This is a genomic window from Streptomyces sp. NPDC055287 (assembly GCF_053646035.1).
This window is the reverse complement of record NZ_JBSHNE010000002.1, coordinates 126,104-150,411: the sequence shown is the minus strand read 5'-3', so window position 1 is coordinate 150,411 and position 24,308 is coordinate 126,104. Positions and strand designations below refer to the sequence as shown.

The following is a 24,308-nucleotide window of genomic DNA, read 5'->3' as shown; positions in this document are numbered from 1 at the left end:
CCCGCGTCCGACGACTCACTGTCAGGGTGCCGGCGTGCGGGCGCACGGCAGGGGGCGACCGCCGAAGCGACCGCCCCCACTCACGTGTTCGGTTGAACGTCAGCGCCGTCAGCGCCGTCAGCGCTTCAGCGCTTCAGCGCTCGGAACTGCGGCGCGTCAGAACTGCAGCGCCCACGAGTCGATCTTCCCCGTGTCGTACGCCGCGTTGTCGTTGACCCGCAGCTTCCATGTGCCGTTGGCGACCTCCGAGGAGGCGTTGACCGTGTACGTGGTGATCAGGTTGTCGCTGCTGCCGCCCGTGCCGTAGCCCTTGAGGGTGTAGGCCGTGCCGTCGGGGGCGATCAGGTCGACCTTGAGGTCACCGATGTACGTGTGCTTGATGTCGACCGGCACGCTCAGCGTCGCCGGCGCGTTGCCGGTGACTCCGCTGACAGTGACGGGCGACTCGGTCGTGGCGTTGTCGCTGATCGCGTAGTCGGTGAGGTTCTCGAACCGCTTGCCGGTGGGCGGCGGGGTGTCGCCCGTGCCGACGTACAGCAGCCGGTTCGGCGAGCCGGTGCCCGGACTCGTCACGACGCCCGTGGTGGCGGCCGAGGTCAGCGCGCTGGAGACCTGGGCCGGGGTGGCGGTCTTGTTGGCCGCCAGGTACAGGGCGGCGGCGCCCGCGACGTGCGGGGAGGCCATCGACGTACCGGAGATGGAGTTCGTCGCCGTGTCGCTGGTGTTCCAGGACGAGGTGATCGACGAGCCCGGCGCGAAGATGTCGAGGATGCTGCCGTAGTTGGAGTAGCTCGCCTTGGCGTCGGTGCTGGTGGTGGCGCCGACCGTGATCGCCTCGGCCACCCTGGCGGGCGACTTGGTGGAGGCGTCCGTGCTCTCGTTGCCCGCCGCGACCGCGTAGGTGACGCCGGAGGCTATGGAGTTGCGTACGGCCGTGTCGAGGGCGGTGTCGACGCCGCCGCCGAGGCTCATGTTCGCGACGGCCGGCTTGACGGCGTTGCGCGTCACCCAGTCGATGCCCGCGACGACCTGCGCGGTCGTCCCCGACCCCTGATTGTTGAGCACGCGGACGCCGACGACCTTGGCCTTCTTGGCGACACCGTACGCACCGCCCGCGACCGTACCGGCGACGTGCGTGCCGTGGCCGTGGCCGTCCTGCGCGGTGTTGTCGTTGTCGATGGCGTCGTAGCCGTAGGAGGCGCGGCCGCCGAAGTCGCTGTGCGTGATGCGAACGCCGGTGTCGATGACGTACGCCGTGACACCCTCACCGGCGGAATCCGGGTAGGTGTAGCTCTGGTTCAGCGGAAGGGCCTTCTGGTCGATACGGTCCAGGCCCCAGGACGGCGGGTTGGGCTGGGTCGCGTCAATGGTGAAGGTGCGGTTCTGTACGACCGAGTCGACGGCCGGGTCGGCGGCGAACTTCTTCGCCTGCGCCTCGGACAGCTCGACGGCGTACCCGTTGAGGGCTGCGGTGTACGTCTTCTTGATCTTGGCGCCGTACTCCTTCGCCAGCGCCTTGCCCTCCGCCGATCCGGCGTCGGCCGCCGCGTCGTCGAGGGTCACGATGTAGCTGTTCGCGATGGTTCCGGGGGCTCCGGCGTTCTGGATCCGTCCCTCGGCGGCGTCGGCCGCGTTGGCGGGGAGGGCGGAGACCGCGCCGAGCGCGAGGGCTACGACGGCGGTGGCACTGGCTGCGACAACTCTTCGCCGGGAATTACGCATCACGGACATGTGAGGGGTCCTCCTCATTGGCGGTGCGCTGGTGGGGGGCTGTGCGACCGTTCGACAGGGGCATGACAAACAAACGCTTCGGAGTCCGCGTCGTTTCCCGCACCTTGCTGCCAGGCGAAAGATTGGCGCATCCATAGGAATCCCACAAGAGTCAATTCGGACCCGCAATATGCCTGCCACACAGCCTTCATGAGCGTCCGCCGAGGACGCCGCTGCATAGGCTTCCCGCATGACGATCACGAAGGCTTCGACACCTCCGGCGGCCTCGCCGGCGTCCATGACGTACCGCTGCCCGGCCGACGGGTCCCGCGCGCCCGTCGAATCCCTCGCCTGGCACTGCCCCACCTGCGGCGGTCCCTGGGATCTCGATTTCACACCTTCGTCGCCCGTACCGCTCAAGTCCCTCGGGGCGCGGGTGAATTCACTGTGGCGTTACGAGGAGGCGCTGCCGCTCGCGGGCCCGGCGGCCGGCCTCACGTTGGGGGAAGGACGCACTCCGCTCGTAAGCCTCACGGGCTCCATTTCGGCCAAACTCGACTTTCTGATGCCGACGCTCTCCTTCAAGGACCGCGGCGCGGTCATGCTCGCGGAGCTCGCCCGCCGTCTCGGCACCGGCCGGGTGGCCCGGGTCGTCGCGGACAGCAGCGGCAACGCGGGCACGGCGATCGCGGCGTACTGCGCACGGGCCGGGCTGCCCTGCAGGGTGTACGTCCCCGAGGCGACCTCCCCCAAGAAGACCGAGCAGATCCGCGCCCACGGCGCTCACGTCACTCTGGTACCCGGTGACCGCGAGGCCGCGGCGGTGGCCGCCCGGGCCGCGGCCGACGAGCCCGGGACCTTCTACGCGAGCCACGTCTACAACCCCTACTTCCTGCACGGCACCAAGACCTACCTCTACGAACTGTGGGAGGACCTCGGCGGCCGCCTCCCCGACAAGATCGTGGTCCCCGTCGGCAACGGCACACTGCTGCTGGGCGCTTCGCTCGCCATCTCAGAGCTGCGGGCCCAGGGACTCGTCGACAGCCGCCCCGCACTGATCGCCGTGCAGGCGCAGGCGGTGTCACCCCTGGCGGCGGCGTTCCACGCGGGCGCGGAGGACCTGCCCGGCGACACGCCGCCGCCCCCGACGGCGCCCACTCTTGCCGAGGGCATCGCCATCCCGCGCCCGCCCCGCGCCCCGCAGATCCTGCGCGCGGTACGGGAGTCGGGCGGCACCTTCCTTACCGTGACGGAGGACCAGATCCGCGCCGCGCAACTGGACCTGGCGGCACGCGGCCTGTTCGTCGAGTCGACCGGAGTGGCCTGCTGGGCCGCGATGAGCGCACACCCGCCGCAGGAGGGCAGCACCGCGGTGGTCCCCCTGTGCGGCGCGGGCGCGAAGACGGGGCTCGCGGCCCCGTAGGGAAGCAGGGCGTGACGAGGCGGCCGGCTAGCCGATCGACGTATCGCCGAACGACACCAGCAGCTTGCGCAGCGAGTCCGCGAGGCGGTCGCTCTCCTCGCGCCCCAGTTCGCCGAGCATGCGGGCCTCGTTGGCGAGGTGGGCCGCCATGTACGCGCGGGTGACCTCGTGGCCGTGTTCGGTGAGGCGGATCCTCACGGTGCGCCGGTCGCCGCCGCTCTCCTCGCGGACGCGCTCCACCAGCCCCTTTGCCTCCATGCGGTCGATGCGGTTGGTGATCGCGCCGGACGTCACCATGGCGGCCTTGAGGAGTGCGCCGGCCGGGAGGGCGTACGGCGGACCCGAGCGCTGCAGCGTGGTGAGGACGTCCACTTCGCCCAGTTCCAGGCCTCGTTGGGCCGCGAAGGTCCTGAACTCCTTGTCCAGTACGCGCCCGAGCCGCTGGAGCCGCCCGAGGACCTGCACGGGCCAGAGGTCTTCCTCCAGGTCCGGGCGCTCCGCGGTCCACTGGCCGATGATCGCGTCCACCGCGTCGCTCATCCCAGATTCCTTTCGACGCACGTAATCTCAACGTTAAGAGACTTGACGTTGAGAGGCATGGCTTGCTTTTATCTCAACGTTGAGATTATCAAGCCTGAACAACTGGAGCTTCCATGCCCGAGCCCGCCGTCGCGCAAGCCGCCGCAGCACAGCCCGCCGCCGCTCCGCGCAGCCCTTCCCCGGCACGCCGGGTCCCGGCCCTGTGGCTCGCACTGCTCGCCACACCCGTCGCCGCCGGCGCCAACAGCCCCGTCCTGATCCTCCCGGACATGGCCGGCTCGTTCGGGGTCCGACCGGCGTCGGTCACCTGGCTCGTCACGGCGTTCGCGTGGGCCATGGCGGTCGGCACCCCGCTGATGGCGAGCCTGCTGCGCCGCCGCGGCCTGCGCACCACGCTGCGCGTGAGTACCGTCCTGGTGCTGGCCGGGACCCTGCTCGTCACCCTCGCCCCCTGGATGGCGCTTGCCCTGCCGGGCAGGGCGGCGCAGGCGGTGGGCGGCGCGGGTCTCGTCACCTCGGCCATGAGCCTGGCGGGTTCGGTCCGCCGCATGGGCGTCATCACCGCCGGCTTCGGCGTGCTCGGCGCGCTCGGCCCGCTGCTCGGCTCGCTGCTCGCCGACGCGTTCTCCTGGCGCGTGTCGCTCGCGGTCTCCGTACTCGCCCTGCTCGCCCTCCCCGCCGTGACTCGCGGCGCCCCGCGTACGGCGCCCCTCCCCACCGCCCCGTTCGACACCCGCGGCGCATCGCTCCTGGTGGCTCTGGCGACCGCCCTCGTGTTCGTCCCGCACCACCCGCTGCCGGGGGCCGGCGCGGCGCTCGCGGCGGCTGCCCTCCTGGCCGTCCACGTCCGCGCCCGCCCCGACGGCTTCGTCCCCGCCGCGCTGCTGCGCACCCCCGCCTTCCTCCTGGCCGCACTCCTGGCCTGCGCCCTGGCGACGTCGTACTTCACGCTGCTCTTCGCGGTCCCGCAGTTCCTCGCCGCCCGTACGGACTGGTCCACCGCCACCATCGGCACCGGGCAGCTCCTCGCCCTCCTCGCCGGCTCCTTCCTCTCCCTCGGCCTCGCCGCCGTCTCCGCCCGGCTGGGCAAGCGCCGGGTCCTGACGGTCCTGATCACCCTGGGTGCGCTGGCGCCGGTGACCGCCGCCGTGAGCCCCTGGGCGCCGCTGCTGCTCCTCGTGGCGGCGATGGCCGTCTTCACCACCACGGCGGGCAACGCCACCCTGGCGGTGTACGCGACCCAGGCCGCCCCCGACTCCCAACGCCCGACGGTGATCGGACTGTTCAACCTCTGCTACCAGCTCGGCGGCGCCTTCGGCCCGGCGATCGCGGCGCTGATCACGCTCACCTGACCGGCGCCCTCCCCCACGGCGGGGCCGACGGAAGCAGGCGCGTCATTCATCCGCTTTGTGGGAAAATGGTACGGACATGCCACCGCGCTCCATCAGGAGGTGGACCATGGGTCAGGCACGTGAGGTCATGGACCGGCTCACCGAGGCGCTCACCACGGGCACGGACCTCAAATCCGCCATGGAGTGCTTCGCGGAGGACGCGGTCGCCATCACCCCGGACGGGGAAATCCGGGGCCGCGAGAACATCGGCGAGTACTGGCGCCAGATGACCGACGCGATCCCGGACAGCACGTACGAGTCGGTGTACGCGCACGAGTCGGGCAACACGGCGATCGACGAGGGTTTCTTCACCGGCAGGAACACCGGCCCGCTGGTTCTGCCCTCCGGCGAGAGCCTGGAGCCGACCCACAGGGAGGTTCGCGTGCGCGGGTGCGACATCGCGACGGTCGAGGACGGCAAGATCGTCAGTTACCGGCTCTACTTCGACCAGCTGGACTTCCTGGGCCAGCTCGGTCTCCTGCCGAACGCACCGGTCTGAGCACGCCCCGCGCCCCCCGCCCCCTCGGCCTCACCTCACCGGGCCCGCTTGCGGGCCACGTAGTAGACATTGACGATGTCGCCCTCCACCTCACGCACGTCGACATCGTCGAACCCGGCTTCGCCGAGCATCTGCAGGGCGCGCTGCTTGCCCCACACCGTGCCGAGGCCCGCGCCGCCCTCGCCGAGCGAGACGGTCATGCAGTAGAAGACCGAGAAGGTGTAAAGGGTGGGGCCGAGCGGGAGGTCGAGGTTCTCCTCCAGATTGCTGGAGGCGGCGATGTCGCCCATCAGGAACACCCCGTCGTCCCGCAGCGCACCGGCCACGGCCGCCAGAGCGCGCTCCGGCCGCGCCAGGTCGTGGATCACGTCGAAGGCCGTGATCAGGTCGTACGTCCCGGCGATCTCGGCCGTGTCGGACACGACGAACCTGGCGTTGTCGAGCGCGAGCAGCTCCGCCTCCTCCCGCGCCGCGGCGATACCCGTGTCGGAGATGTCCACCCCGAGGAACTGGCTGGCGGGGAAGGCCCGCGCCAGCAGATTCACGGCGTGCCCCTGCCCGGTGCCGATGTCGAGGCCGTCGATTCCTTCGCTCAGCCGCTCCGGGAGGCCCGGCACCAGCGGGATGATCCGGTCGACGAGCGCCGCGTCGTACACCCGCGCCGTCTCCTGCGCCTGGAGTTCCTGGAAGCGCGGATACGCCGAGTACGGGACGCCACCGCCCCGGCGGAACGCGTCGAGCACCTTGTCCTCGACGGCGCCCAGCATCGCCAGGTCCTGCATGAAGGAGGCGAGGTTGTCGGGCCCGGCGGCCCGCACGAGGGAGGCGGCGTGCTCGGGCGGCAGCCGGTAGGTGGCGCGAGCCGGGTCGTACTCGATGAAGCGGCCCACGGTCATCCCGCCGAGCCACTCCCGTACGTACCGCTCGTCGAGGCGGGTGGCCTCGGCGATCTGCGCGCTGGTGGACGGCGGCAGACCGGCCATGACGTCGAAGAGCCCCGTCCGGTATCCGAGGCTGCACAGATACGCGAGACAGGAGTCGTTGAGCACCTGAAGCATCCGCTCCGCGAACTGCTCCTGCCGTACCGGGTCGAGCGTCTGCTCAGTCATGGCCGTGTCCCTCCGGAGCGGTCCGCGGGCCGGAACCGGCTCCGCTGTCCATGCTCCGCCGGTTGGACCACGGTCTCCACTCGGAGCGCTCGGGAGCTCGCGGAGTCACCCGAACGCCCCGGCCACCTTGATTCCCCCGTTCCGCAGCCGTCGCATGGATCTCAGGACGCGAGCCCACCCGGGGCTCGCCCGTGCCGGGCGGAACTCCTCCACAGGCGGACCGCCGGGCCGTGGGAAAGGGCGCCATGTACGTTCGCACCATCTACGCGACAGGTGATCCCGCCAAGCTCGACGGCGTGGCCGACACACTCAGCACCGAAGGGCACAGACTGGTGTCGGAGCAGCCCGGCTACCGGGGAATGGGTCTGTTCGTCGACCGCGAGATCGGGAAGCTCGTGGTGGGGTCCTGGTGGGAGGACGAGGCGAGCCGGCAGGCCAGCGACGAGCGCCTGCGGGAGCGGCGCGCCGAGATGGTGGCGCCGTTCGCGCGGACGGTGGCGATCGACAACTGGGAGGCGGCGGTGGTCAGCCGCCCCGACACGGTCGAGCCGGGAATGTGGTTCCGGCTGGTCCGCCTGGAGTTCGAGCCGGCGGACGCCGACCGGCTGGTGGAGACGTTCCGCGACACCGCGCTGCCCAAGCTCCGGAACATCACCGGATTCTCGGGTTCATCCCTGCTCATCGACCGCCCCCAGGGCCGGGCCACCGTGGGCGCCTTCTACGCCGACCGCGACGCGCTGGTGGCATCGCGCAGCGCCGTAGCGGCGGTACGGGAGGAGGCCACCTCGCAGGCGCGCGTGATCACCAGGAGCGTCGAGGAACTGGAAGTGGTCCTCGTCCATGTGGTCCGCCCGTCCTGACGGCCCCGGACGGACGGAGGCCAGCCTGCACCACGTGGGCGACATGGGCGGGACTACCGCTATTCGGGAGTGTTTTAACCGAATCGCACGTACTCGTCCGTACATAGTGCGGGCATGACACGCACCCCCTTCCCTGCGCGCCTGCGCACTCGGGCGCGCACCCGCAGGGCCCTCCTCTGCGCCGCCGTCCTCGCCGTCACGCTCCAGACCACCGCCGCCGCCCCCACGTTCGCCGGGGATCGTGACGGCCAGGGCGACCGCGACTGCGTGAAGACCCAGGGGCCCCTCGGCGGCGAGGCCCGCCAGATCCGGGGCATCGCCCGTAAGGCCAAGGACGAACTCCACCTGAAGTCCGTGGAGCTGAAGGTCACCGTCGACGGACACGAGGTCCTCACCGACGCGTTCGGCGAGTCCATGACCAACGTCCCGGCCGAGCCGGACATGCACTTCCGCGCCGGTTCCGTGGCCTTCGCCTACATCGCCACGACCCTCCTTCAGCTGGCCGAAGAGGGGCACGTCCGTCTCGACGACACCGTCGAGCGCTGGCTGCCCGATCTGCCCCACGCCAACAAGATCACCCTGCGCATGCTGGGCAGCAACACCACCGGCCTCCACGACTACGTCACCGACCCGGCCTTCCTGGCCGTACTGGAGGCACACCCGTTCAGCCAGTGGACTCCGAAGGAGCTGGTCGGGTACCCCCTCAAGCACCCGTTCTGGCACAAGCCGGGCACCAACTGGAGCGACTCGCACGCGAACTACGTGCTCCTGATCGCCGCGTTGGAGAAGATCACCGGCACCCCGATCGACGAACTGCTGAAGCAGCGGGTCACGGGTCCGCTGGATCTGCGCAACACTCAGAACAACTTCACCCCCGACATCCCGCGTCCGGTCCTGCACGCCTTCACCTCCGAGCGCGGCCTCTACGAGGAATCCACCTTCTGGAACCCGTCGTGGACCACCGCGCCGGGGGCGGTCATCACCACCCACATCTGTGACCTGGCCCGCTCGGCGCAGGCCATCGGCAGCGGCGAACTCCTCTCGCCACGCTCCTACCGCACCCTGCTCAACCCGGGCACGGTCGGCCTCGGCGGCGCGACCAAGACCTGTCCCGCCACGATCTGCCTGAAGCAGACCGAGGCCAAGCACTTCGGTTTCGGCGTCATCGTGGTCAACGGCTGGATCCTCCAGAACCCGTCGTTCTCGGGCTACGCGGCGATCCAGGCGTACCTCCCGTCCGAGCGCCTCGCCATCGCGGTCTCCGCCACCAAGACCGCGGACACACCCGAGGGCAACATGGCCGAGCAGGTCGCCGAGCGCATCGCGGCCGCGCTCGCACCCGACACCCCGCTGGTGATCAGCTGACGCACGCGATCTCCCGCATCACACATCACACCCCGCTGCCCGCGAAGCACACATCCGGCGGCGGGCACGGCGACGGGGCCGGACCCGAACGGGTCCGGCCCCGTCTGCCCGGCACTCTTCGTATCGCCGCACCGGGGGGCGGTGCAGTGGGCCGCTACACGTTGAAGCGGAACGTTCATGGGATCTCCTACTTCCCAGTGTTCCCAAGGGTTTCTGCCCCTCGAAGGGGCCCAGGGTCAGCACCAAGTCAGCACCGCGTCGATCAGTCAGCACGTCATGCCGCAAGCGCCTTCGCCGAGGCCGACGCCTGACGGGGGACGGACGGGCGCAGCGCCTCCTGCATGACATCACGGCAGCGGTCCCATGCCTCGGGCACCAGGTGCCCGTACGTGTCGACAGTCGTCTTGATGTTGCGGTGACCGAGCCACCGGCTCACCTCGTGGATCGGGACGCCGTTCGCCAACGCCGTCGAGGCGCAAAAGTGCCGCAGCGAGTGCGGCGTGTACTTCGGCTTCCCGTCCGGCGTCGTCACACCGGCCGCCTTCAGCGCCTTCCGCCAGTGGTAGCCGTACGTCGAGGCCGTGGGCATCTTGCCCTTGCCGCGCTCACGAGGGGCGAACAAGACTTCCAGGCCATCGAGCTCGACCGTCCCCCAGCGCTTGAGGTGCAGCCCTATCTCCTGGTCGAGGAAGGTCGGCGTGGGTACGTCTCGGAACTCCTCCGCCGTGCGGTGCTTGAGCGGCACGAAGCGGGTGACGCAGTCGCCCTGGTTCGCCTTGGCGCTGATCTGGCGACGCAGCCGGAGGAAGCCGTCGCGCTGACAGTCGGCCGAGAAGCCGAGGGCCTCGCTGATGCGCAGGCCCGCGCCCGCCTGGAGCCATACGGTGAGCCGGTACTGATCGGACATGGCCGCGGCGATGGCGTACACCTCGGCCAGCGTCGGGATCTCGTCCGAGTCGACCGCAGCGCCTGCCGTCTTGAGCGGCGGCACCTCGTCGCACGGGCTGTCAGGTATCCGGCGCTCCTTCACGGCCGCCGTCATCATGCTGCGCAGGATGTTCAGGCGGTCGTTGACCGTCGCGGCCGTCAGTCCTCGGCCCGTCATCGCGGCCTGGAGCTTCTTCACGTCCGCGACCGTAAGGCCGGCAAGGGTTCGGGAACCCAGCTCAGGTATCAGGTGGTTGGAGAGGAAGCCCTGGTAGTTGCGTCGCGTGGATTCGTTCACCTGGTGCTGCTCCAGCCACTCCTCGGCCCACTTCCGCAGCGAGATCTGCCCGAGCTGGGGGTCGATGTAGACACCCTGGCGCTTGTCGTTCTCCGCCTTGACGCCGAAGCTCTCGGCTTCCCTCTTCGTGGGGAACGACTTCTCCCGCTGTCGCGCGCTCCGCCCTCCCGGCTCCCGGTACCGGACCGTCCACCGGTGCCCGCACCGGGTCTTGTTCCGGCAGTCACACTTCTTCAGTACCTGCGCCACGCTCCAGCCTCTCCAGAATCTTGGTCGCCGCCTCCGTGAGGCGCCCGCCCGCCTTGCCCTCGACCTTGGTCAGGAAGCCCCGTTGCCGGGCAGCACGCAGATGCCCCTTCAGCGTGGGTTGCTTCGTCCCCGTCCACGTCTCCATCTCCTGCAGCGGAGCGCGCCGCCCGGCGTCGACGAAGTGGACGTAGAGGTTCGAAAGGACCGCCAGGTACTCGTCCGACACGCCTTTCGGGAGCGTCGCCAGGTCACGGCGAAACTCCTCGATCTTTCGATCCTGCATCTCGCTCAGCGTGCTCCGCGCAACGCGAGCGAAGGGCGCGAAGGCTGCCGCCTCCTGCGCCGCTGCCGCGAAATCAATCTTGCGTAGGACCGTTGTAGAGATACCGCGCGCAACCTCCTGAGCATCGGCGCCTTCACGAGCTTCGATCTGCACGGAACGGGGACCGCTCGCTTCCCCGTCCAGCGGCCAGTGCATGACGATCCGCCAGGGACCGACATCCTGTGCCGTCTCGACGAAGTGCTCGCCCTCCATGTGGGGCGTTGTCTCGTTCATGAGCGCAACAGTACGAGGAAGCGCCGTACTCGACAAGTCCGGATGTGTCAGAACCGGACTTGACTGAGCCTGAGTGATGAATCAGGATGCTCCACGACACCTCAGAGCTGCATCCCAAGGAGCCGCCCCTTGCAGAACAACCCACTGGTGAGCGTCAACGAGCTGGCCGAGTACCTGAGCGTTAAGCCCGCGTGGATCTACAACAACCACCGCGCGCTCGGCATCCCGTCGCGGAAGGTCGGCGGCAGCCTGCGCTTCCGTCTGTCCGAGGTCGACCGCTGGATCGACCGGGAGTGCCCTGCCTCAGCCTGACCCGCACTCCTTCACCTGCACCTGACCGAAAGGAGGTCACATGATCCCGCCGCCCGGCGGGAGGACACCGGCGCGCCTGAGCGCCGCACACGAAAGGACGGCCACCCAGCATGGGAGCCATCAAGACCACGGGGCGACAGCTCCACCAGATCGAGCGCGTCCCGTACGAGGACGCCTTCCTCATCGGCGATCTCCTCACGACCCGCATCACGGTGCTATCGGGTGAGCCGAAGGCCGGCAAGACGCTGCTCGCTGCGGGCATGGGCACAGCACTGATCAATGGCGAGCAGGAATTCCTCGGACAGCCCGTACTCCGCAAGATCGACCATGTCGTGTTCGGCCTGACGGACGACGGTGCGCCTGAGGAACTGAAGGAGCGCCTGCACGGCGCCGTACCCAGGGACTCCGTGACTGTGTTTCCGGTCGAAGACCTGGGCGATCCCGACTACTGGCCCGGCATCGTGGATGACCTCATCGCCCTCAAGCCCGGCCTGTTCGTCCTGGACAACATCATCGGCGCGCTGGCCCCCGGCGAAGACATCTCGTCCCCCGTCACGGCACAGCGCATCATGCGCAGCCTGAAGCCGATCAGCGAAGCCGGCATCCCCACGCTCCTCGTGACCCATACCCCCAAGGGCTCGGGGGAAGGCATGACCGTCGCCTCGTCGCCCATCGGAGGCCGCGCCATCGCCGCGGGTGCCCGTGCCGTCGTCGCCCTGCGCAACTCCGGGAAGCACGGACGTCGGATACACACCGCCATCAACCGCGCCACGGAGGACTTGGACCTGCGCGTTACCGTGCGCCCGGCCAGCGAGTCCAGCGAAGTGCCGATCTGGGAGCGCGTCGACACGAAGCCGCAGCGCGAGCCACGCATCCAGACAGCGGCTCCATGGCAAGAGCTCCTCGCCCAGCAGATCATCAAGGAACAGCCGGAAGAGACGTCCATCGCCGGAGTCGCCCACCGCTACGCCGCCTCCGCCGGCAAGGCCGTCAGCACCCTCCGGGCGGAGCTCCCGAAGCTCGTCGTCCACAACGGCGAGGAATGGGCAGCGGCGTAGTGAGCTGCTGATGATGACGCCTCCCCCTTATAGAGACATCATCATCAGCACCCACCTCGCTCCGCTCGGCAAGCCTCGCTCCATACATGACTTGCGTACTTACGTAAGTACGTCAGGCTCTCTGAACTCTGGCGGCCTCCGGCCGACCAGCACGCAGGCCGCTGGGGACTACGAAGGCCCGAAGCCTCGATGGCTCTCAGGCCAAGCAGCGGCTCCCGAAAGAGCCGCTGAAAGAGCAAGACGCCTTGCGTAACTACGCGAGAACGTCTAGCGGCGAAGCCGCGAGCCTATGCAGCGGCGAAGAGCAAGTACGAGAAGCGGTGAAGCAGTTCAACCAGGAAGCGGCCTGTCGGCCGTTCTTCAAGAGGACGGCTCGCCAGGCTCAGCTTCCCCTTCCGCGCTGGCCTCTTCGCCGCTGCCTTCCTCGGGCCGCAGGGGCGGCCCCCTCATCTGGAGACGTTCAAGCTCACGCCTTGCTCTAGATCTTCGACCTTGCCAGTCCGCCACTGCGTACAACGTCGATCTACCCCAAGACACCCCTCACGGGGTGACGGCAACTCCGACCGAATCGCTGTCCCCCGACCTCGCCGCGGGGACTGTGCCGTCGTTCACCAGGTCCACGACCGTATCGGCGTGCTCCCTGATCAGATAGTCCATGGCGTGCTCCGTCGAGGACTGGTACTCAAGCTGCTCGCTGTAGAAACGGAGCCGCTCCTGGGCGTCCTCGATGATCTCGCCCCAGGTGCGTACCCAGATCCGGAACGTCGGCTGCTCAACAGCGCATCCGGGGACCCGGCCTGACTGATGGGCGAGTTGCCGGAGACTGTCGTCCATGGCGTTACCGACGAGCCAGAAGTCCCAGGTCACCTTCGGATCCCGGAACCTGTCGTCGCTCATGACCGCTTGCGCATAGCTGTTGATCTGCGAGAACTCGGTCATACCAAGCACGACACTCGACCTCTTGAGTTCCACCACGAGATGGTGACGCTCTCCCTTCCGCTGCCGGGCGGCACGGGACAGCATCAGGTCGATGATGCCCTTGCTCCCGTCCTCTCTCAGGACGGGGTCCGGAGCCGGCGCATCCCGACCGAGAAGGCGGCAATGCTGCCTGAGCACCTCGTTCAGACTGCGGTCACTGACGTGAAGACCGTACTCCTCGCCGAAGATCCAGCATTCGTTTTCCAGAATTCGGTGCAGCTCCGTGCGCTCCTTGACCCGCCCCTTGGCCACGGGCTCGAAAACAAGGTGCTCCAGAGCCGACAGGAAGTCGAGACGTCCGGTCGTCGCCGTCGACGCCTTGATCAGGGCAGACAGCGGCGTACGGTCCAACAGTCGGCTGAGTTCCGTCTGCTCCTGCTTGGAGAGCGCGAAGAGCTCCTCGGCGATGCGCAGCACCTCGCCCGGCTCATGGGTCAGGACCGAGCGCAGAAGCGCGAAGGACACCTTCTGTGCCCTCTTGCTCGCCGGCAGGTGCCGGACGACCGCGGTGGCCACTGCATCGAAGGTCTCGCGTTCCGCACGCTCTTGGTCGTTGGCAGGCTCACCGGTATACGGGTAGAAACCTTCCGCGCGCCACGAGTCGACGAGTTCTTGACGACGCTCGTCGGCCCGGGAACGGAAGTGCTCACGCATCCGCTCCCGAGCTTCGGCCAGCACCTCGGCAGCGGGCCCTTCCGGTGTCCAATCGGCAAAGGCGAGGTCGCCGACCGAATCGTCCTCGAACCCCGACCAGGACAGGTACGCCGTGAAGTGGAAGCCCGGAGCCTGGATCTCCGGCTTCAGCTGCGCCAAGGACATACCTCGGCCGTCGCAAAGGATCAGGGCGCGGGAGTACGGACGCGACCATTCGATGATTTTCCTGACGGAGCGGCCACCTCGTACGTGTCGACGTGAACCTGCTCTGAAGCCGGGTCCAGCCGCGTCCCGTCGTAGGTGATGCAGATGTCCGGGTACGCCTCCAGATGAAGGGCGAAGGCGGCGGTCAGTGCGGTCCGGGCGGCGTCCTCGGTCAGCTTCTGGAGATCCTCGCCGCCGAACGCCTCGAAGGCAGTCCCTGTCACTTCGGCCGTCGGTTCTGGATCACTGACATCGAACTCATCCATAGAGCTGCGATCGGACTCGATGACGACACGACGACGGCTCCCTCGCACCCCGCTCACGCTGGTCCAGCGCACCTCACTGCCGAGAGCAAACGCCCGAACCCGGCCACGACCGTTCTTCCCGTGCAGCATGCGCTTCTTGACCTCGCTGGCCTGCGCCCGCTTCTTCCACGACGTACCGATCTGCTCGAAGTAGTCGCCGCACTTCTCCGCGTCGATACCGGTTCCATCGTCGATCACGGCAACTCGGTCGACGCCACCGAAGTCGTTGCGCTCAAGCTCCACGGTGACGTGTTCGGCATCCGCATCGAGCGAGTTCCAGATCAGCTCCTCGATGGCTCCAACGGGATGACGCAGCCGAGCAAGCTCCTCGACGTGGCCCCGCCCTACGGTCAACCGAAGCTTCGCCATGGGGTCCAGCACCTTCCTCGTCATCGTCATCTAATGGATTTCAGGAGGAAGCGGGACGCTTCCCTCATCATTAACTCGGATACCTGATAAACGTCACTCAAAGTCTTCCAGCGGCGGAAGTACGTCCACCGTCTCTGCGCCCTCCAGAACGGGTGCCGGACTGTTGCCGCAGTGGAGGCCCCGTCCATGCCCGAGCAACTCCAGCCGCACTCAACGTCCCGCCCACAGCTCGTCAGAGAGCGGTGCCGCGTTCAAGCCATCGCGGCGGCTGCGCCAGTCCGGCAGCAAGGCATCCATCAACTCGACAAAGCGCTGGCCATGCCCCCGTTCGAGATAGTGGACCATCTCGTGCACGACGACGTACTCAAGGCACTCTGGATGCTTCTTGGCCAGTTCGGAGTTGAACCACAGACGGCGAGTCTCCCGGTTGCAGGAGCCCCACTTGGTCTTCATCCGCCGGATGCCCCACCACGGCACCGAAACCCCGAGCTTCGACTCCCAGCGCTCGATGAGAGCAGGGATAGCCTGCCGGAGTTGCTCGCGGCACCACCGGTCGAGTAGTTCGCGGCGGCGCTCCTCACTCGTACCGATAGGCACGTACAGCAGCATCCGGTCGCCGTCGATTTCAACGTGCGGGCGCCCGGGTCGCTCAATAACCTTCAGGCGACGTCGCACGCCCCAGACGTAGTGGGACTCGCCACTGACCATCTCACGCACCGACTGCCGTTGGGCTGAACGCAGTTGGTCCTGCTGGCGCTTGATCCATGGCAACCGCTGGATGACGGCCAGGCGAACCTGATCATCATCCAGCTGCTGAGGGGCAGCTACACGAACACGACCTATGGGGGGGTAGACACCGATGTGCAGGTTCTTGATGTCCTTGTAGATCACCTGGACATCGATGCCCCGAACAGCAAGGTGGGAGCTAGTGGTACTCATGCCGTGCTTTCACCAGTTCGAAGAGCTCGTCAAGCCGATCGAAGTCATCGGGCAGTGTTCGCTTGAGCGCGTTGCGGACCCGCCGCTCCCTCAACGGGTTCCCCACCCACGCGTGCGGCTTGGAGTGAAGCACCGTCGTGTCGACCTCGACAGCCAGCCGCTCGTCGGGAAGGAAGAAGTCAACCAGCGCCCGCTGCGCCCCGTTATTGGCCCAGGCAGGGTACTTGTAGGCGTCGCCTGATTCTCCGCTGCCGAGCTGCGCGGCAGCCTCCAGGAGTTTGGCGAGGTAGTCCTGGTACTCGATCGCGCCCTTGCGCCGTTCCTCGATTATGGCGTCGAGCAGCTCGGACATCTTGTCGAAGTACTTCGGGTTCGTGGCATGCTCTTCAACGATCAGCTTGCGCATGTTGTTGGCGACCGTCTCGGCGACCGCTTCGGGACTGTTCTTGATTCCCTTCGGCAGCTTGTCGAGGGCTCCGGCGCCGAGTTCGACGATGAGCTGGACGAGCCCGGTCTCCTCGAAGTCGGACACGGTCTCGGACGCATCTGCCTGGATGTAGGTATCCAGGAGGAACCGCATGCCAGCCTCGTACTGCTTGAAGTCGACGTCTTCGCCGGCTCCGAGCTTCACCTCATCGCGGACAGCGGTGTAGTGCCGAATCTCAGCCCGGATGTCCTCAATCTCCTGGCTGGTGTACCCGGCTGCTCCCATGTCGTTGGCCAAGTTGGCGAAGGCCCGCGTGACCGCGGCTACGGCCTTGTAGAGCTCGACTCGTTTGGGCTCGTTGGCCTTGAGTTGCTCGGCATTGCCCGGCTCTGCCGCACAGAAGTACTGCTGGTACTGGAGCGTGTTCCGGGGTTGCGCGACCGCCTCGCAGAGCGCGCGGATTCGTTCCAGCGCCTCATCGAGAGCCTCTTTCGCCTTATCGATCCGATCGGTCAGCAGGCCCTCGATGTCCTGCGGGTCGTACCCATCAAGTGCACCAGAGGTGTAGTCGGTGATGGCGCCCTGAAGAGAGTTGAACAGGTCCCGGTAGTCGACGATGCCGCCGAATTCCTTGTCGTCCCCGTCGAGGCGGTTGACCCGGCAGATCGCCTGGAACAGGCCGTGGTCACTCATCTTCTTGTCGATGTAGAGGTACGTCGCGCTCGGGGCGTCGAACCCGGTCAGGAGCTTGTCGACCACGATGAGCAAGCGCATGCGGCCCGGCTCCTCGACGAACTGCCGCTTGACCTCCTTCTCGAACTGCTCGACCTTTGTCATGGCAACGTCTTCGGACTCTCCGAAGTGGTCGGCGAGCATCCTGCGATAGATGTCGTACTGGCGGAGCTTCTCCGTCTGGCCTGCGCCGGAGTCCTCCTTGGAGATGTCGCCGGGACGCGGGGCGTAACTTGTGACGATGGCGCACTTCCCCCGGAAGCCTGCGTTGCAGAACAGCTCGTAGAACTTGCACGCCTGGTAGATGCTCTCGCCTACGAGCATCGCGTTGCCCCGCCCGTCCATCAGGCGGGGCTTGGTCTCCATGTCGAGAAGGATGTCCTGCACGATCTGCTTCGCCCGGGGCTCGGAGGAGACGACCTTCTGCATCGTGCCCCAGCGCTTCTTCAGCTCCGCCTTGGACAGGTCGGTCATGCCTCTGGTCTTGGCCTCGAACCACTTGTCCACCTGCGCCGGCGACGTGAGGTGCTGGTCGATGGAGCGGGGCTCGTAGCGCAGATCAAGTACAACGCCGTCCTCGACGGCCTCGTCGAACTTGTACGTGTGGATGAACGACCCGAAGGTCTCCATGCTGGTGGCCTTGTCCGCCTTGAGCAGCGGCGTTCCCGTGAACCCGATGAACATGGCGCCCGGCAGCAGGTCCTTCATCGCGTCGTGCATTTTGCCGGACTGGGTGCGGTGGGCCTCATCGACGAAAACGAAGAGGTTTCCCTTAGCCTTGAAGCCCTTGGGGACCCTGGCCTTGAGCTCTTTGATGAACGCGTTGCTCGCCTCGGTTCCGTCCCCACCATCCGCTGAGCTAACGAACTTGTGGACAAGAGAGCAGATGAGCCACTCGGCGGATTTGTTCAGAGTGTCCAGAAGATCCACGCCACTACTGGTGCGATAGATCTGCTCGTTGACGCCGTTGAACACCTTCTCGATCTGCTCGTCCAGCTCGGTGCGGTCGGTGATCAACAGGACTCGTGCATCCTTCTGATGCTCCCGGATCCACTTCGCCAACCACACCATCGTGAGTGACTTCCCCGAGCCCTGGGTGTGCCAGATGATGCCGCCCTCACGTCGACCGATACGTTCCTGCGCGGCCTTGACGCCGAAGTACTGGTTGTGACGACATGCCTTGCGGACACCAGAGTCGAAGACGGTGAAGTCATGGATCAGCTCAAGCAGCCGCTCCTTGCCGCACATCTGGAGTAGCGCTCGGTCCAACGGCTCCTCGACGTCGGAGGGCTCCTTCCACTGCAACCAGTACTTCTCAGGCGTGTCGATGACGCCGTAGCGCAGGCCCTCCACGTCGTTGCCGGCGAGCACAATCTGGACGGTGGAGAAGAACGACCGGATGAACTCAGGCTTCTGATTCCCGATGGTCTGCCGGATGCCCTCGCTCACGGCGACCCGGGAGCGCTTGAGTTCCAAGGTCACCAGAGCCAGGCCGTTGACGTAGAGCACGATGTCGGGCCGCTTCGTCTGTTTCCCGACAACCGTCACCTCCTCCACGACGACGAAGTCATTGGCCTGTGGAGCGTTCCAGTCGATGAGCCAGACTGATTTGTACTGCTCACTGGCGCCCGGCTTCACCTTGACCCCGTAGCGCAGCAACTCATAGACGGCGCGGTTTGCCTCGTACAAGTCACGGCCGCCACCGAGCGCGGCAGCCTTCTTGAGCTGTTCAATCGCTTTAGTGACGAGCCCTCTGTCGTAGCCGCGGGCCTGGAGGTTTGACTCCAACAGCTCGACCTCAATGTTCGAGTTGCCAGTGCGGCGCTCCCAGTTGCCGAGGTAGCGGTAGGTCAACTGCTCCTTGAACAACCGGACAATCCGCTTCTGGGCCTCGCGCTCAACCTGCCCGACGTCACTCATTCGTCGTTCCCCTCTGGGCAGATAGGCGTGTCCGCCCCATGAGCAGCTCCTGCATCATGCCTTGCTTGAGATCCAGCGCCTTGGCGAGTCGACAGTGCAACACGGCAATCTCACTGTCAATGTCATCGAGCACCGAAGCAATCGCATGCCGCTCTAGGCGATCACTTGGCCACGCGATGGTAAAAGAACGGACTTCATTCGAGTTTACCGCAGTGAAAGTACTCCCCTGTTGGATATTTTCCCATCTCGACTCGGCATACACGAGGGCATGGAAGATAAATCGATTATCAGGTCCAGCGGTGACTGAACAGACGCCACGACCAAGGCATACATCGCGAGATGCGGTCGCCACATATCCAACTGGCGCCCTCACCGTGAGAATAATGTCATCTCTTTGACACCGCTTCGTTGGGTTCGTTGTCCATAGGCGATCGACAGTACGCCGATTTTTAATATCAGCGTTTCCTTGAACAAGCGGAAGCCCCCGCCGCTCCCTGTTGTATGACGAACCAAGCGGAGATTGCCCCATGTTGACAATGGCGACGTCACCCAGCGCAGCCTCTTGCCATCGGCCTGCAAAACCCGTCAATCTAGTCCGGCCCGTAAGGAGCTGCTGCATGAGCCCATCCTTGACTGCCTGCTTCTTAGCAATAACCCGTTCTAGAGAGGCAGTCAATCCATCGACATCAATAAGCACCTGAGAAATCAGACGCTGCTCTTCAAGATCAGGGAGCGGGACCGTGAGCTGCCGAAAATAATCGAGTCCGATGGTCTTGATCGTACTGCCGTTAGAAATCCGCTCAAACTCAGCCTTCATTGACTGAAAGTAGTAATAGAGAAACCAGTTATCGAGTCGAGGGCCGCAATTCCAGGCCATGAAGTGCTGACTTACGGCCATGTCACCCTGAAGAACGGCACTCTTCCCAATGCCAGCATCTCGGAGCAGAACTACCGAGCCCGAAGGGTGCATCACTGCTGAAGAATTAGCCAAGCCCGCACTCGTGATACTCTCGGTCGTTTCCGAAATCACCCCCCGGTCCAACCTGGATGTATCTTTGAGCGATACCCAAGGGATGTTTCCGTTCCAGTATTCTGCACGCTTCTTATTGGGAGTGTGTCCGCTCCCCCGCGTGGCAACTACATCAAGGGATACCCTGCCCCACCGGGGACCTCGCGCACGGGAACTACCACTAATAGCATTCACGCTTCAACCCCCAGCTTGGACAGATGCTGCGCAATCTTGGATTCGAGATTCTCCAACTCGACTGCGAGTGCACCAACAGTCTGCGCATAGCGGTCGCCAAGCTGCTGGATTCGGGTCACCAGGACGAGCGTTAGGGCCTCAGCTTCGGAGGTAACGCGCGCTGTGACCGTGAACCGCCACTTAGCATCCAGCACAAGCGCCTGCACATCCCTCTCGGTGAGGTCACCGTACTTCTTCAGCGTGGCAAGACTGAGCGCAGCTTCCGCCTCCTTGGCCGCCTTCTTCGCTACCGCCTCCGCGTTGTAGAGCTTGATCAGATGCGACAGAGCGGCCACTTCGTCTGCATCTGTATTCTCATGTCGCGCCTTCTTCAGCCGGGCCGCGGCGAGCGCCTTATTGATCTTTTCGTCATCCATCGCTTCCGCCAGGAGCCCGCCGTCGACAGCATGCTCATCGACGTACTCCTCGACCAGGCGACTCGCCTCCTCCCATACCGACATGAGCTCATCGACCTCAGCACGTTCCTTGGCGAAGTAGCGCTCAACGATCAGATTCGGCGGGAGGAGGTCCATCTTGTACTTCTCAGCGCTGCGCCCTGCACCCACCACGAGGTCTGGGGTCTCGGAGAGCTTTCGGTCCTTGTCCACCACGATCTTGCGTGGCTTGGCGGCTTCAAGCCAGCCGTCGTTCATGACCATGAAGACGTCATCGTGCATGACGTCGTGCCAGTACGTCATGAGCTGTTCGTAGATGTCGTACTCGTCCAGCAAAGACACCGGTTTGAATCGGGCCAGCAGGTCGTCACCGAGGATCGCGATGAGGTCATTTGGCCGAGTGGCCTCGTCGATCCCTTCAAGCTTCTTGCGATGGGCGGCGAACCACTCAGTGGTGAGCTCCCGGGCCTCTTCGGTGAACTTCTGAAACTCGGGCGAGTCAAGGATCGCCTGTTGAACCTGGCGGACGTCGATGGTCAGGTCGCTGTAGCCAGGACGGTTCAGCTGGAACAGCTGAGATCGCAACTGCGGGAAGGCATCCCAGTAGCCGCTGAGCGCGTCGAGGTCGCGGTCGGGGATGCCACCGTGCAGGTGTGCGTGGAGGTCTTGGATGTCCTCGGGCTCGGAGGAGTCGATGTAGCGCGGGATGTTGAGGTTGTAGTCGTTCCTCGGATCGGCGATCTCCGACAGCGGAACCATGCGCGAGTAGCGGTCGATCGTGGTCTGCCGCGTGAAGACGTCCACGATCCTGTGGATGTCCTGGCTGCGGAGACGGTTCTTGTTGCCATCCTTGATGAAGCCCTTGGACGCGTCGATCATGAAGACGCCGGTGCGGCCGACGGCGTTCTCCTTGTCCAGAACGATGATGCAGGCAGGGATACCAGTCCCGTAGAAGAGGTTCGCGGGGAGGCCGATGATGCCCTTGATGAACCCCTGCTTCAGCAGGCGTTGGCGGATGTCGGCTTCGGCATGGCCGCGGAAGAGCACGCCATGCGGGAGGATGATCGCCGCCTTACCCGTGCTCTTGAGCGACTTGAGGATGTGCAGCAAGAAGGCATAGTCACCGTTCTTCTCCGGCGGCCGGCCGTACTCGAAGCGGCCGTACTCCTGCTCCAAGCCGTTGCTCCAGGACTTGATCGAGAACGGCGGGTTGGCCACGGCGAAGTCGAACGTTTGGAGAGCGTTGCCGCTGGTGAACTGAGGGCTGGTGATGGTGTCGCCCTTGAGGATCTCGGCATCCTCGTTCCCGTGCAGGATCATGTTCATCTTGGACAGCGCCCACGTGGCGTTGTCCTTCTCCTGGCCGTAGATCGTGATGCCGCGTGAAGTCTCGGCAGCGACCTTCAGGAGAAGTGAACCGGAGCCGCAGGTCGGGTCGTAGACCGTCTGGTCCTGGCGGGTGTCCTTCGTGATGCCGACGACCTTGGCCAGGACACGGGATACTTCGGCAGGGGTGTAGAACTGGCCTTTGCTCTTGCCGGACTCCGTGGCGAAGTGACGCATCAGGTACTCATAAGCGTCGCCGAGGAGGTCGTCACCCTCGGCTCGGGAGCCTCGGAAGTCCAGGTCGCTGAAGATCGTGACGAGCTTGGAGAGGCGGTCCTGCATCTCCTTGCCCTTGCCGAGCTTCTCCTCGTCATTGAAGTCAGCGAGGTCGATGATGTTCCGCAGATCATTCGCCTCGGCAAGCCGACTGATGATCTTGTTGAAGCGGTCGCCGATCTCCTTGTCGCCCTTGGCCGCCACCATGTCGTCGAAGGAGCCACCGGGCAGGACGTCGATGAGACTGTCGGGGTCCGCCTTCGCCTTATCGGAGACGTACTTAACGAAGAGCAGCGTCAGGATGTAGTCCTTGTACTGGCCGGCGTCCATCCCGCCGCGCAGCTCGTCGCAGCTCTTCCAGAGTGAGCTGTAGAGGTCTGTCTTCTTGAGGGCCAAGGCTCTTCTTCCCGGTACGTCATGGCGGTCGCGCGGGCCGCCAACCCTGATGCCTGCGGCGTGATGCACGTCGCGCGGCCGTCTCCAGCCGTCGATGTGAGTTCCACACAAGCGGCGGCCGAGTCCACGCGGGAAGCGTAGTAGAGAATGGGGCGGGGCTGCCTTGTACGGGAAGAGACACCTCGCATCGTCTCCGAGCAGAGCCGCCCGGCGAGCGGCCCACAGAGCGAAGGCGGCAACGGATGTGGCGCTCAGGAGACCGCCCCTGGACCTAGCGAACCTTGGCAGGGCGATGTCGGGAATCGCCTGACAGCTGAGGTCTGGATCCGGTAGCTCTACTCGGGTGGACGACTTCCCAGAGAGCTCAGAGGTCAACGACCAGGCCGCTACCGGGCCTGACGAAACCCCGCGCAGGGGTAGCGCTGCAAAGAGGCGCGTTGCCGGAGTCGTGCGGGCCGGAAAGACCCTTCTCAAGAACGAGGCATTGGTCTCCGCGGTCTTCGTCGGGACGCTTGCCTTGCTGGAGATTCTCGCCGATGGGCGGGGCGACGACGAAGGCATCGAGCTGCCTCCTGTCGCTGTAGCCGAGGACGCCGATACGGCCCCCGCTCTTACGGCCGAGGGTTCGAAACGGAAGGGTCCCGAACCGCATCAGGTGAAGGGTGCCCTCGTGGACCTCGGCGATCGTCAGGCTAGTACGACGGCGCAGGAGAACTACCGCCGCGCTGGAGGAGGTGACTTGCCCCCTGGAAAGACCTATCGGAAACCACACTCCCGTGGCGGCCCCGAGCCCGAAGACTTCGGCCTGAGTGTGTGAGCTAGCTCTGCTAGCCGCAGCATTCCTATGCAGTGCCGAAGGCGGTGCTGCGAGGTGCCTCGCAGCCGCTGAGCTGCATATATCTATCGTCTTAACGCTGCGTGTGGGTGTGTCTTGTCGCCCCTGGAACCGTGGCAGATTCCGAGCTGCTAAGACACAGCGGCCAAGAAGCACACGGCCAAGGGGTCATACCCCACCCCCTTCGCCTCCTCCTCACTCCCTGCCTACGCCTCTACCATCCAGCTCATGATCAAGCTGTCATGGGCGCTGATAGTCCAGCACGTGGACGAGTGGACCGGGGACGACATCGCGCGGGGAGCGGACATCCTTGAAACCAGAGTGGGGGCTGCGGTCGATGCCAGCGGCATGAAGCCGGAGACCGTGCAGCAATGGCGGGCCGACTTCCTCGCGCCCGTGGTCGCCTCCCTGCGCACCGAGGGGGCCATCGCTCTCGCGCGGGGTGAGTCGTGGAGCAAGGCCGCCGGACCGTTCCTGGCGTGCGCCTCTTCCGTCACCCCGCCCTCACCACCAGGGCGAACGACGTACACACACGCCTGAATCCCTGGTGGCCGCTGCGTCCCGTATGCGCCATGCACTCGATGTCCACGGCCGCCCCGTCCTCCGATGGGCGCGCCGTCCACTCGCAACGGAGACACTCGGCCTCGAACGTCACGTCGGTGTCCGGGTGCTGGGTGATCCGATGCGTCACATACCGCAGCACGGCGCGGGTCATTATTCGCCCCCGTGCACGTCGCGCAGGTGCGCCCGCAGGGTCACATTCATGTCCGAGACCTTGGAGTAGTCCCCGACCGACCCCGCGTTGACCCGCTGCACCGCGAAGCCAAGACAGTCCCGGCAGCCCGCGACGGGCTCCGGGCGTACCGGTGGCAGGGACAGCGCCACCGTCTCGGACATCGTCGTCTGTGCTTCGTACGTATCGCGCATCTCGTACGCCTCCCCGCCTCGGTTCTCCGATGCCACGGCATCATTCCCGCAGGCAGGGACGTCATCGAGGTTCAGTCACGTCCTG

22 protein-coding genes are annotated in these 24,308 nt (G+C 65.8%); 9 read left to right on the top strand and 13 right to left on the bottom strand.

Annotated elements, in window-relative coordinates:
• Positions 1–156: 156 nt before the first annotated feature.
• The gene (locus ACWIHY_RS03990) at positions 157–1,731 is read right to left on the bottom strand and encodes a S8 family peptidase (protein ID WP_454374016.1); all 1,575 of its coding nucleotides are present in this window, start codon (positions 1,729–1,731) and stop codon (positions 157–159) included.
• A gap of 229 nt (positions 1,732–1,960) precedes the next feature.
• On the opposite strand from ACWIHY_RS03990, the gene ACWIHY_RS03985 reads away from it, so the two are divergent.
• Positions 1,961–3,133 (top strand): threonine synthase, encoded by a 1,173-nt coding sequence (locus tag ACWIHY_RS03985; RefSeq protein WP_454374015.1) that lies wholly within the window; start codon positions 1,961–1,963, stop codon positions 3,131–3,133.
• A 27-nt stretch (positions 3,134–3,160) separates the two neighbouring features.
• Here the strand turns inward: ACWIHY_RS03985 and ACWIHY_RS03980 are convergent, their stop codons facing one another.
• Positions 3,161–3,673, bottom strand: coding sequence for a MarR family winged helix-turn-helix transcriptional regulator (locus ACWIHY_RS03980; RefSeq protein WP_454374014.1), 513 nt, complete (start codon positions 3,671–3,673; stop codon positions 3,161–3,163).
• Positions 3,674–3,786: 113 nt separating this feature from the next.
• Between ACWIHY_RS03980 and ACWIHY_RS03975 the strand changes: the two genes are divergently transcribed.
• Together ACWIHY_RS03975 and ACWIHY_RS03970 are read left to right on the top strand one after the other, a co-directional pair.
• Entirely contained in the window at positions 3,787–5,025 is a 1,239-nt protein-coding gene (locus ACWIHY_RS03975; protein WP_454374013.1) for an MFS transporter, read from the top strand.
• Between the two features lie 106 nt (positions 5,026–5,131).
• Positions 5,132–5,563 carry a nuclear transport factor 2 family protein gene (locus ACWIHY_RS03970; RefSeq protein WP_454374012.1) on the top strand — a complete coding sequence of 144 codons (432 nt, stop codon included), beginning with the start codon at positions 5,132–5,134 and terminating at the stop codon, positions 5,561–5,563.
• A 35-nt stretch (positions 5,564–5,598) separates the two neighbouring features.
• Here ACWIHY_RS03970 and ACWIHY_RS03965 read toward each other — a convergent pair whose 3' ends face one another.
• Positions 5,599–6,672: a class I SAM-dependent methyltransferase gene (locus tag ACWIHY_RS03965; protein WP_454374011.1), complete on the bottom strand. Its 1,074-nt coding sequence runs from the start codon at positions 6,670–6,672 to the stop codon at positions 5,599–5,601.
• Between the two features lie 245 nt (positions 6,673–6,917).
• Between ACWIHY_RS03965 and ACWIHY_RS03960 the strand changes: the two genes are divergently transcribed.
• Complete coding sequence (locus tag ACWIHY_RS03960; RefSeq protein ID WP_454374010.1) at positions 6,918–7,532, top strand: antibiotic biosynthesis monooxygenase; 615 nt, start codon at positions 6,918–6,920, stop codon at positions 7,530–7,532.
• 114 nt (positions 7,533–7,646) lie between these two features.
• Positions 7,647–8,897, top strand: a complete 1,251-nt coding sequence (locus ACWIHY_RS03955) for a serine hydrolase domain-containing protein (RefSeq protein ID WP_454374009.1) — start codon at positions 7,647–7,649, stop codon at positions 8,895–8,897.
• Between the two features lie 274 nt (positions 8,898–9,171).
• Here ACWIHY_RS03955 and ACWIHY_RS03950 read toward each other — a convergent pair whose 3' ends face one another.
• Positions 9,172–10,371 carry a tyrosine-type recombinase/integrase gene (locus ACWIHY_RS03950; RefSeq protein ID WP_454374008.1) on the bottom strand — a complete coding sequence of 400 codons (1,200 nt, stop codon included), beginning with the start codon at positions 10,369–10,371 and terminating at the stop codon, positions 9,172–9,174.
• Positions 10,346–10,927, bottom strand: coding sequence for a hypothetical protein (locus tag ACWIHY_RS03945; RefSeq protein ID WP_454374007.1), 582 nt, complete (start codon positions 10,925–10,927; stop codon positions 10,346–10,348). The genes ACWIHY_RS03950 and ACWIHY_RS03945 overlap by 26 nt, the downstream gene beginning before the upstream one ends.
• A gap of 129 nt (positions 10,928–11,056) precedes the next feature.
• On the opposite strand from ACWIHY_RS03945, the gene ACWIHY_RS03940 reads away from it, so the two are divergent.
• Positions 11,057–11,239, top strand: coding sequence for a helix-turn-helix domain-containing protein (locus tag ACWIHY_RS03940; RefSeq protein WP_454374006.1), 183 nt, complete (start codon positions 11,057–11,059; stop codon positions 11,237–11,239).
• A gap of 110 nt (positions 11,240–11,349) precedes the next feature.
• Positions 11,350–12,297, top strand: a complete 948-nt coding sequence (locus ACWIHY_RS03935; RefSeq protein WP_454374005.1) for an AAA family ATPase — start codon at positions 11,350–11,352, stop codon at positions 12,295–12,297.
• A 540-nt stretch (positions 12,298–12,837) separates the two neighbouring features.
• Here ACWIHY_RS03935 and ACWIHY_RS03930 read toward each other — a convergent pair.
• From ACWIHY_RS03930 to ACWIHY_RS03905, 6 genes are all read right to left on the bottom strand, one after another.
• Positions 12,838–14,088: a hypothetical protein gene (locus tag ACWIHY_RS03930; RefSeq protein ID WP_454374004.1), complete on the bottom strand. Its 1,251-nt coding sequence runs from the start codon at positions 14,086–14,088 to the stop codon at positions 12,838–12,840.
• Between the two features lie 26 nt (positions 14,089–14,114).
• Entirely contained in the window at positions 14,115–14,807 is a 693-nt protein-coding gene (locus ACWIHY_RS03925; RefSeq protein WP_454374003.1) for an ATP-binding protein, read from the bottom strand.
• A gap of 210 nt (positions 14,808–15,017) precedes the next feature.
• Positions 15,018–15,698 carry a M48 family metallopeptidase gene (locus ACWIHY_RS03920; RefSeq protein WP_454374002.1) on the bottom strand — a complete coding sequence of 227 codons (681 nt, stop codon included), beginning with the start codon at positions 15,696–15,698 and terminating at the stop codon, positions 15,018–15,020.
• 34 nt (positions 15,699–15,732) lie between these two features.
• Positions 15,733–18,825, bottom strand: a complete 3,093-nt coding sequence (locus ACWIHY_RS03915; protein ID WP_454374001.1) for a type I restriction endonuclease subunit R — start codon at positions 18,823–18,825, stop codon at positions 15,733–15,735.
• Positions 18,818–20,029, bottom strand: a complete 1,212-nt coding sequence (locus ACWIHY_RS03910; RefSeq protein WP_454374000.1) for a restriction endonuclease subunit S — start codon at positions 20,027–20,029, stop codon at positions 18,818–18,820. The genes ACWIHY_RS03915 and ACWIHY_RS03910 overlap by 8 nt, the downstream gene beginning before the upstream one ends.
• Positions 20,026–22,461, bottom strand: coding sequence for a type I restriction-modification system subunit M (locus ACWIHY_RS03905; protein ID WP_454373999.1), 2,436 nt, complete (start codon positions 22,459–22,461; stop codon positions 20,026–20,028). Before ACWIHY_RS03905 ends, ACWIHY_RS03910 begins: the two co-directional genes overlap by 4 nt.
• A gap of 343 nt (positions 22,462–22,804) precedes the next feature.
• Between ACWIHY_RS03905 and ACWIHY_RS03900 the strand changes: the two genes are divergently transcribed.
• Together ACWIHY_RS03900 and ACWIHY_RS03895 are read left to right on the top strand one after the other, a co-directional pair.
• Positions 22,805–23,278 (top strand): hypothetical protein, encoded by a 474-nt coding sequence (locus tag ACWIHY_RS03900; protein WP_454373998.1) that lies wholly within the window; start codon positions 22,805–22,807, stop codon positions 23,276–23,278.
• 246 nt (positions 23,279–23,524) lie between these two features.
• Positions 23,525–23,836 carry a hypothetical protein gene (locus ACWIHY_RS03895; protein ID WP_454373997.1) on the top strand — a complete coding sequence of 104 codons (312 nt, stop codon included), beginning with the start codon at positions 23,525–23,527 and terminating at the stop codon, positions 23,834–23,836.
• Here ACWIHY_RS03895 and ACWIHY_RS03890 read toward each other — a convergent pair.
• Together ACWIHY_RS03890 and ACWIHY_RS03885 are read right to left on the bottom strand one after the other, a co-directional pair.
• Complete coding sequence (locus ACWIHY_RS03890; protein ID WP_454373996.1) at positions 23,790–24,011, bottom strand: DUF7848 domain-containing protein; 222 nt, start codon at positions 24,009–24,011, stop codon at positions 23,790–23,792. The two genes, ACWIHY_RS03895 and ACWIHY_RS03890, sit on opposite strands and share 47 nt — an antisense overlap.
• Positions 24,011–24,259, bottom strand: coding sequence for a hypothetical protein (locus tag ACWIHY_RS03885; RefSeq protein ID WP_454373995.1), 249 nt, complete (start codon positions 24,257–24,259; stop codon positions 24,011–24,013). The genes ACWIHY_RS03890 and ACWIHY_RS03885 overlap by 1 nt, the downstream gene beginning before the upstream one ends.
• Between the last annotated feature and the right edge of the window lie 49 nt (positions 24,260–24,308).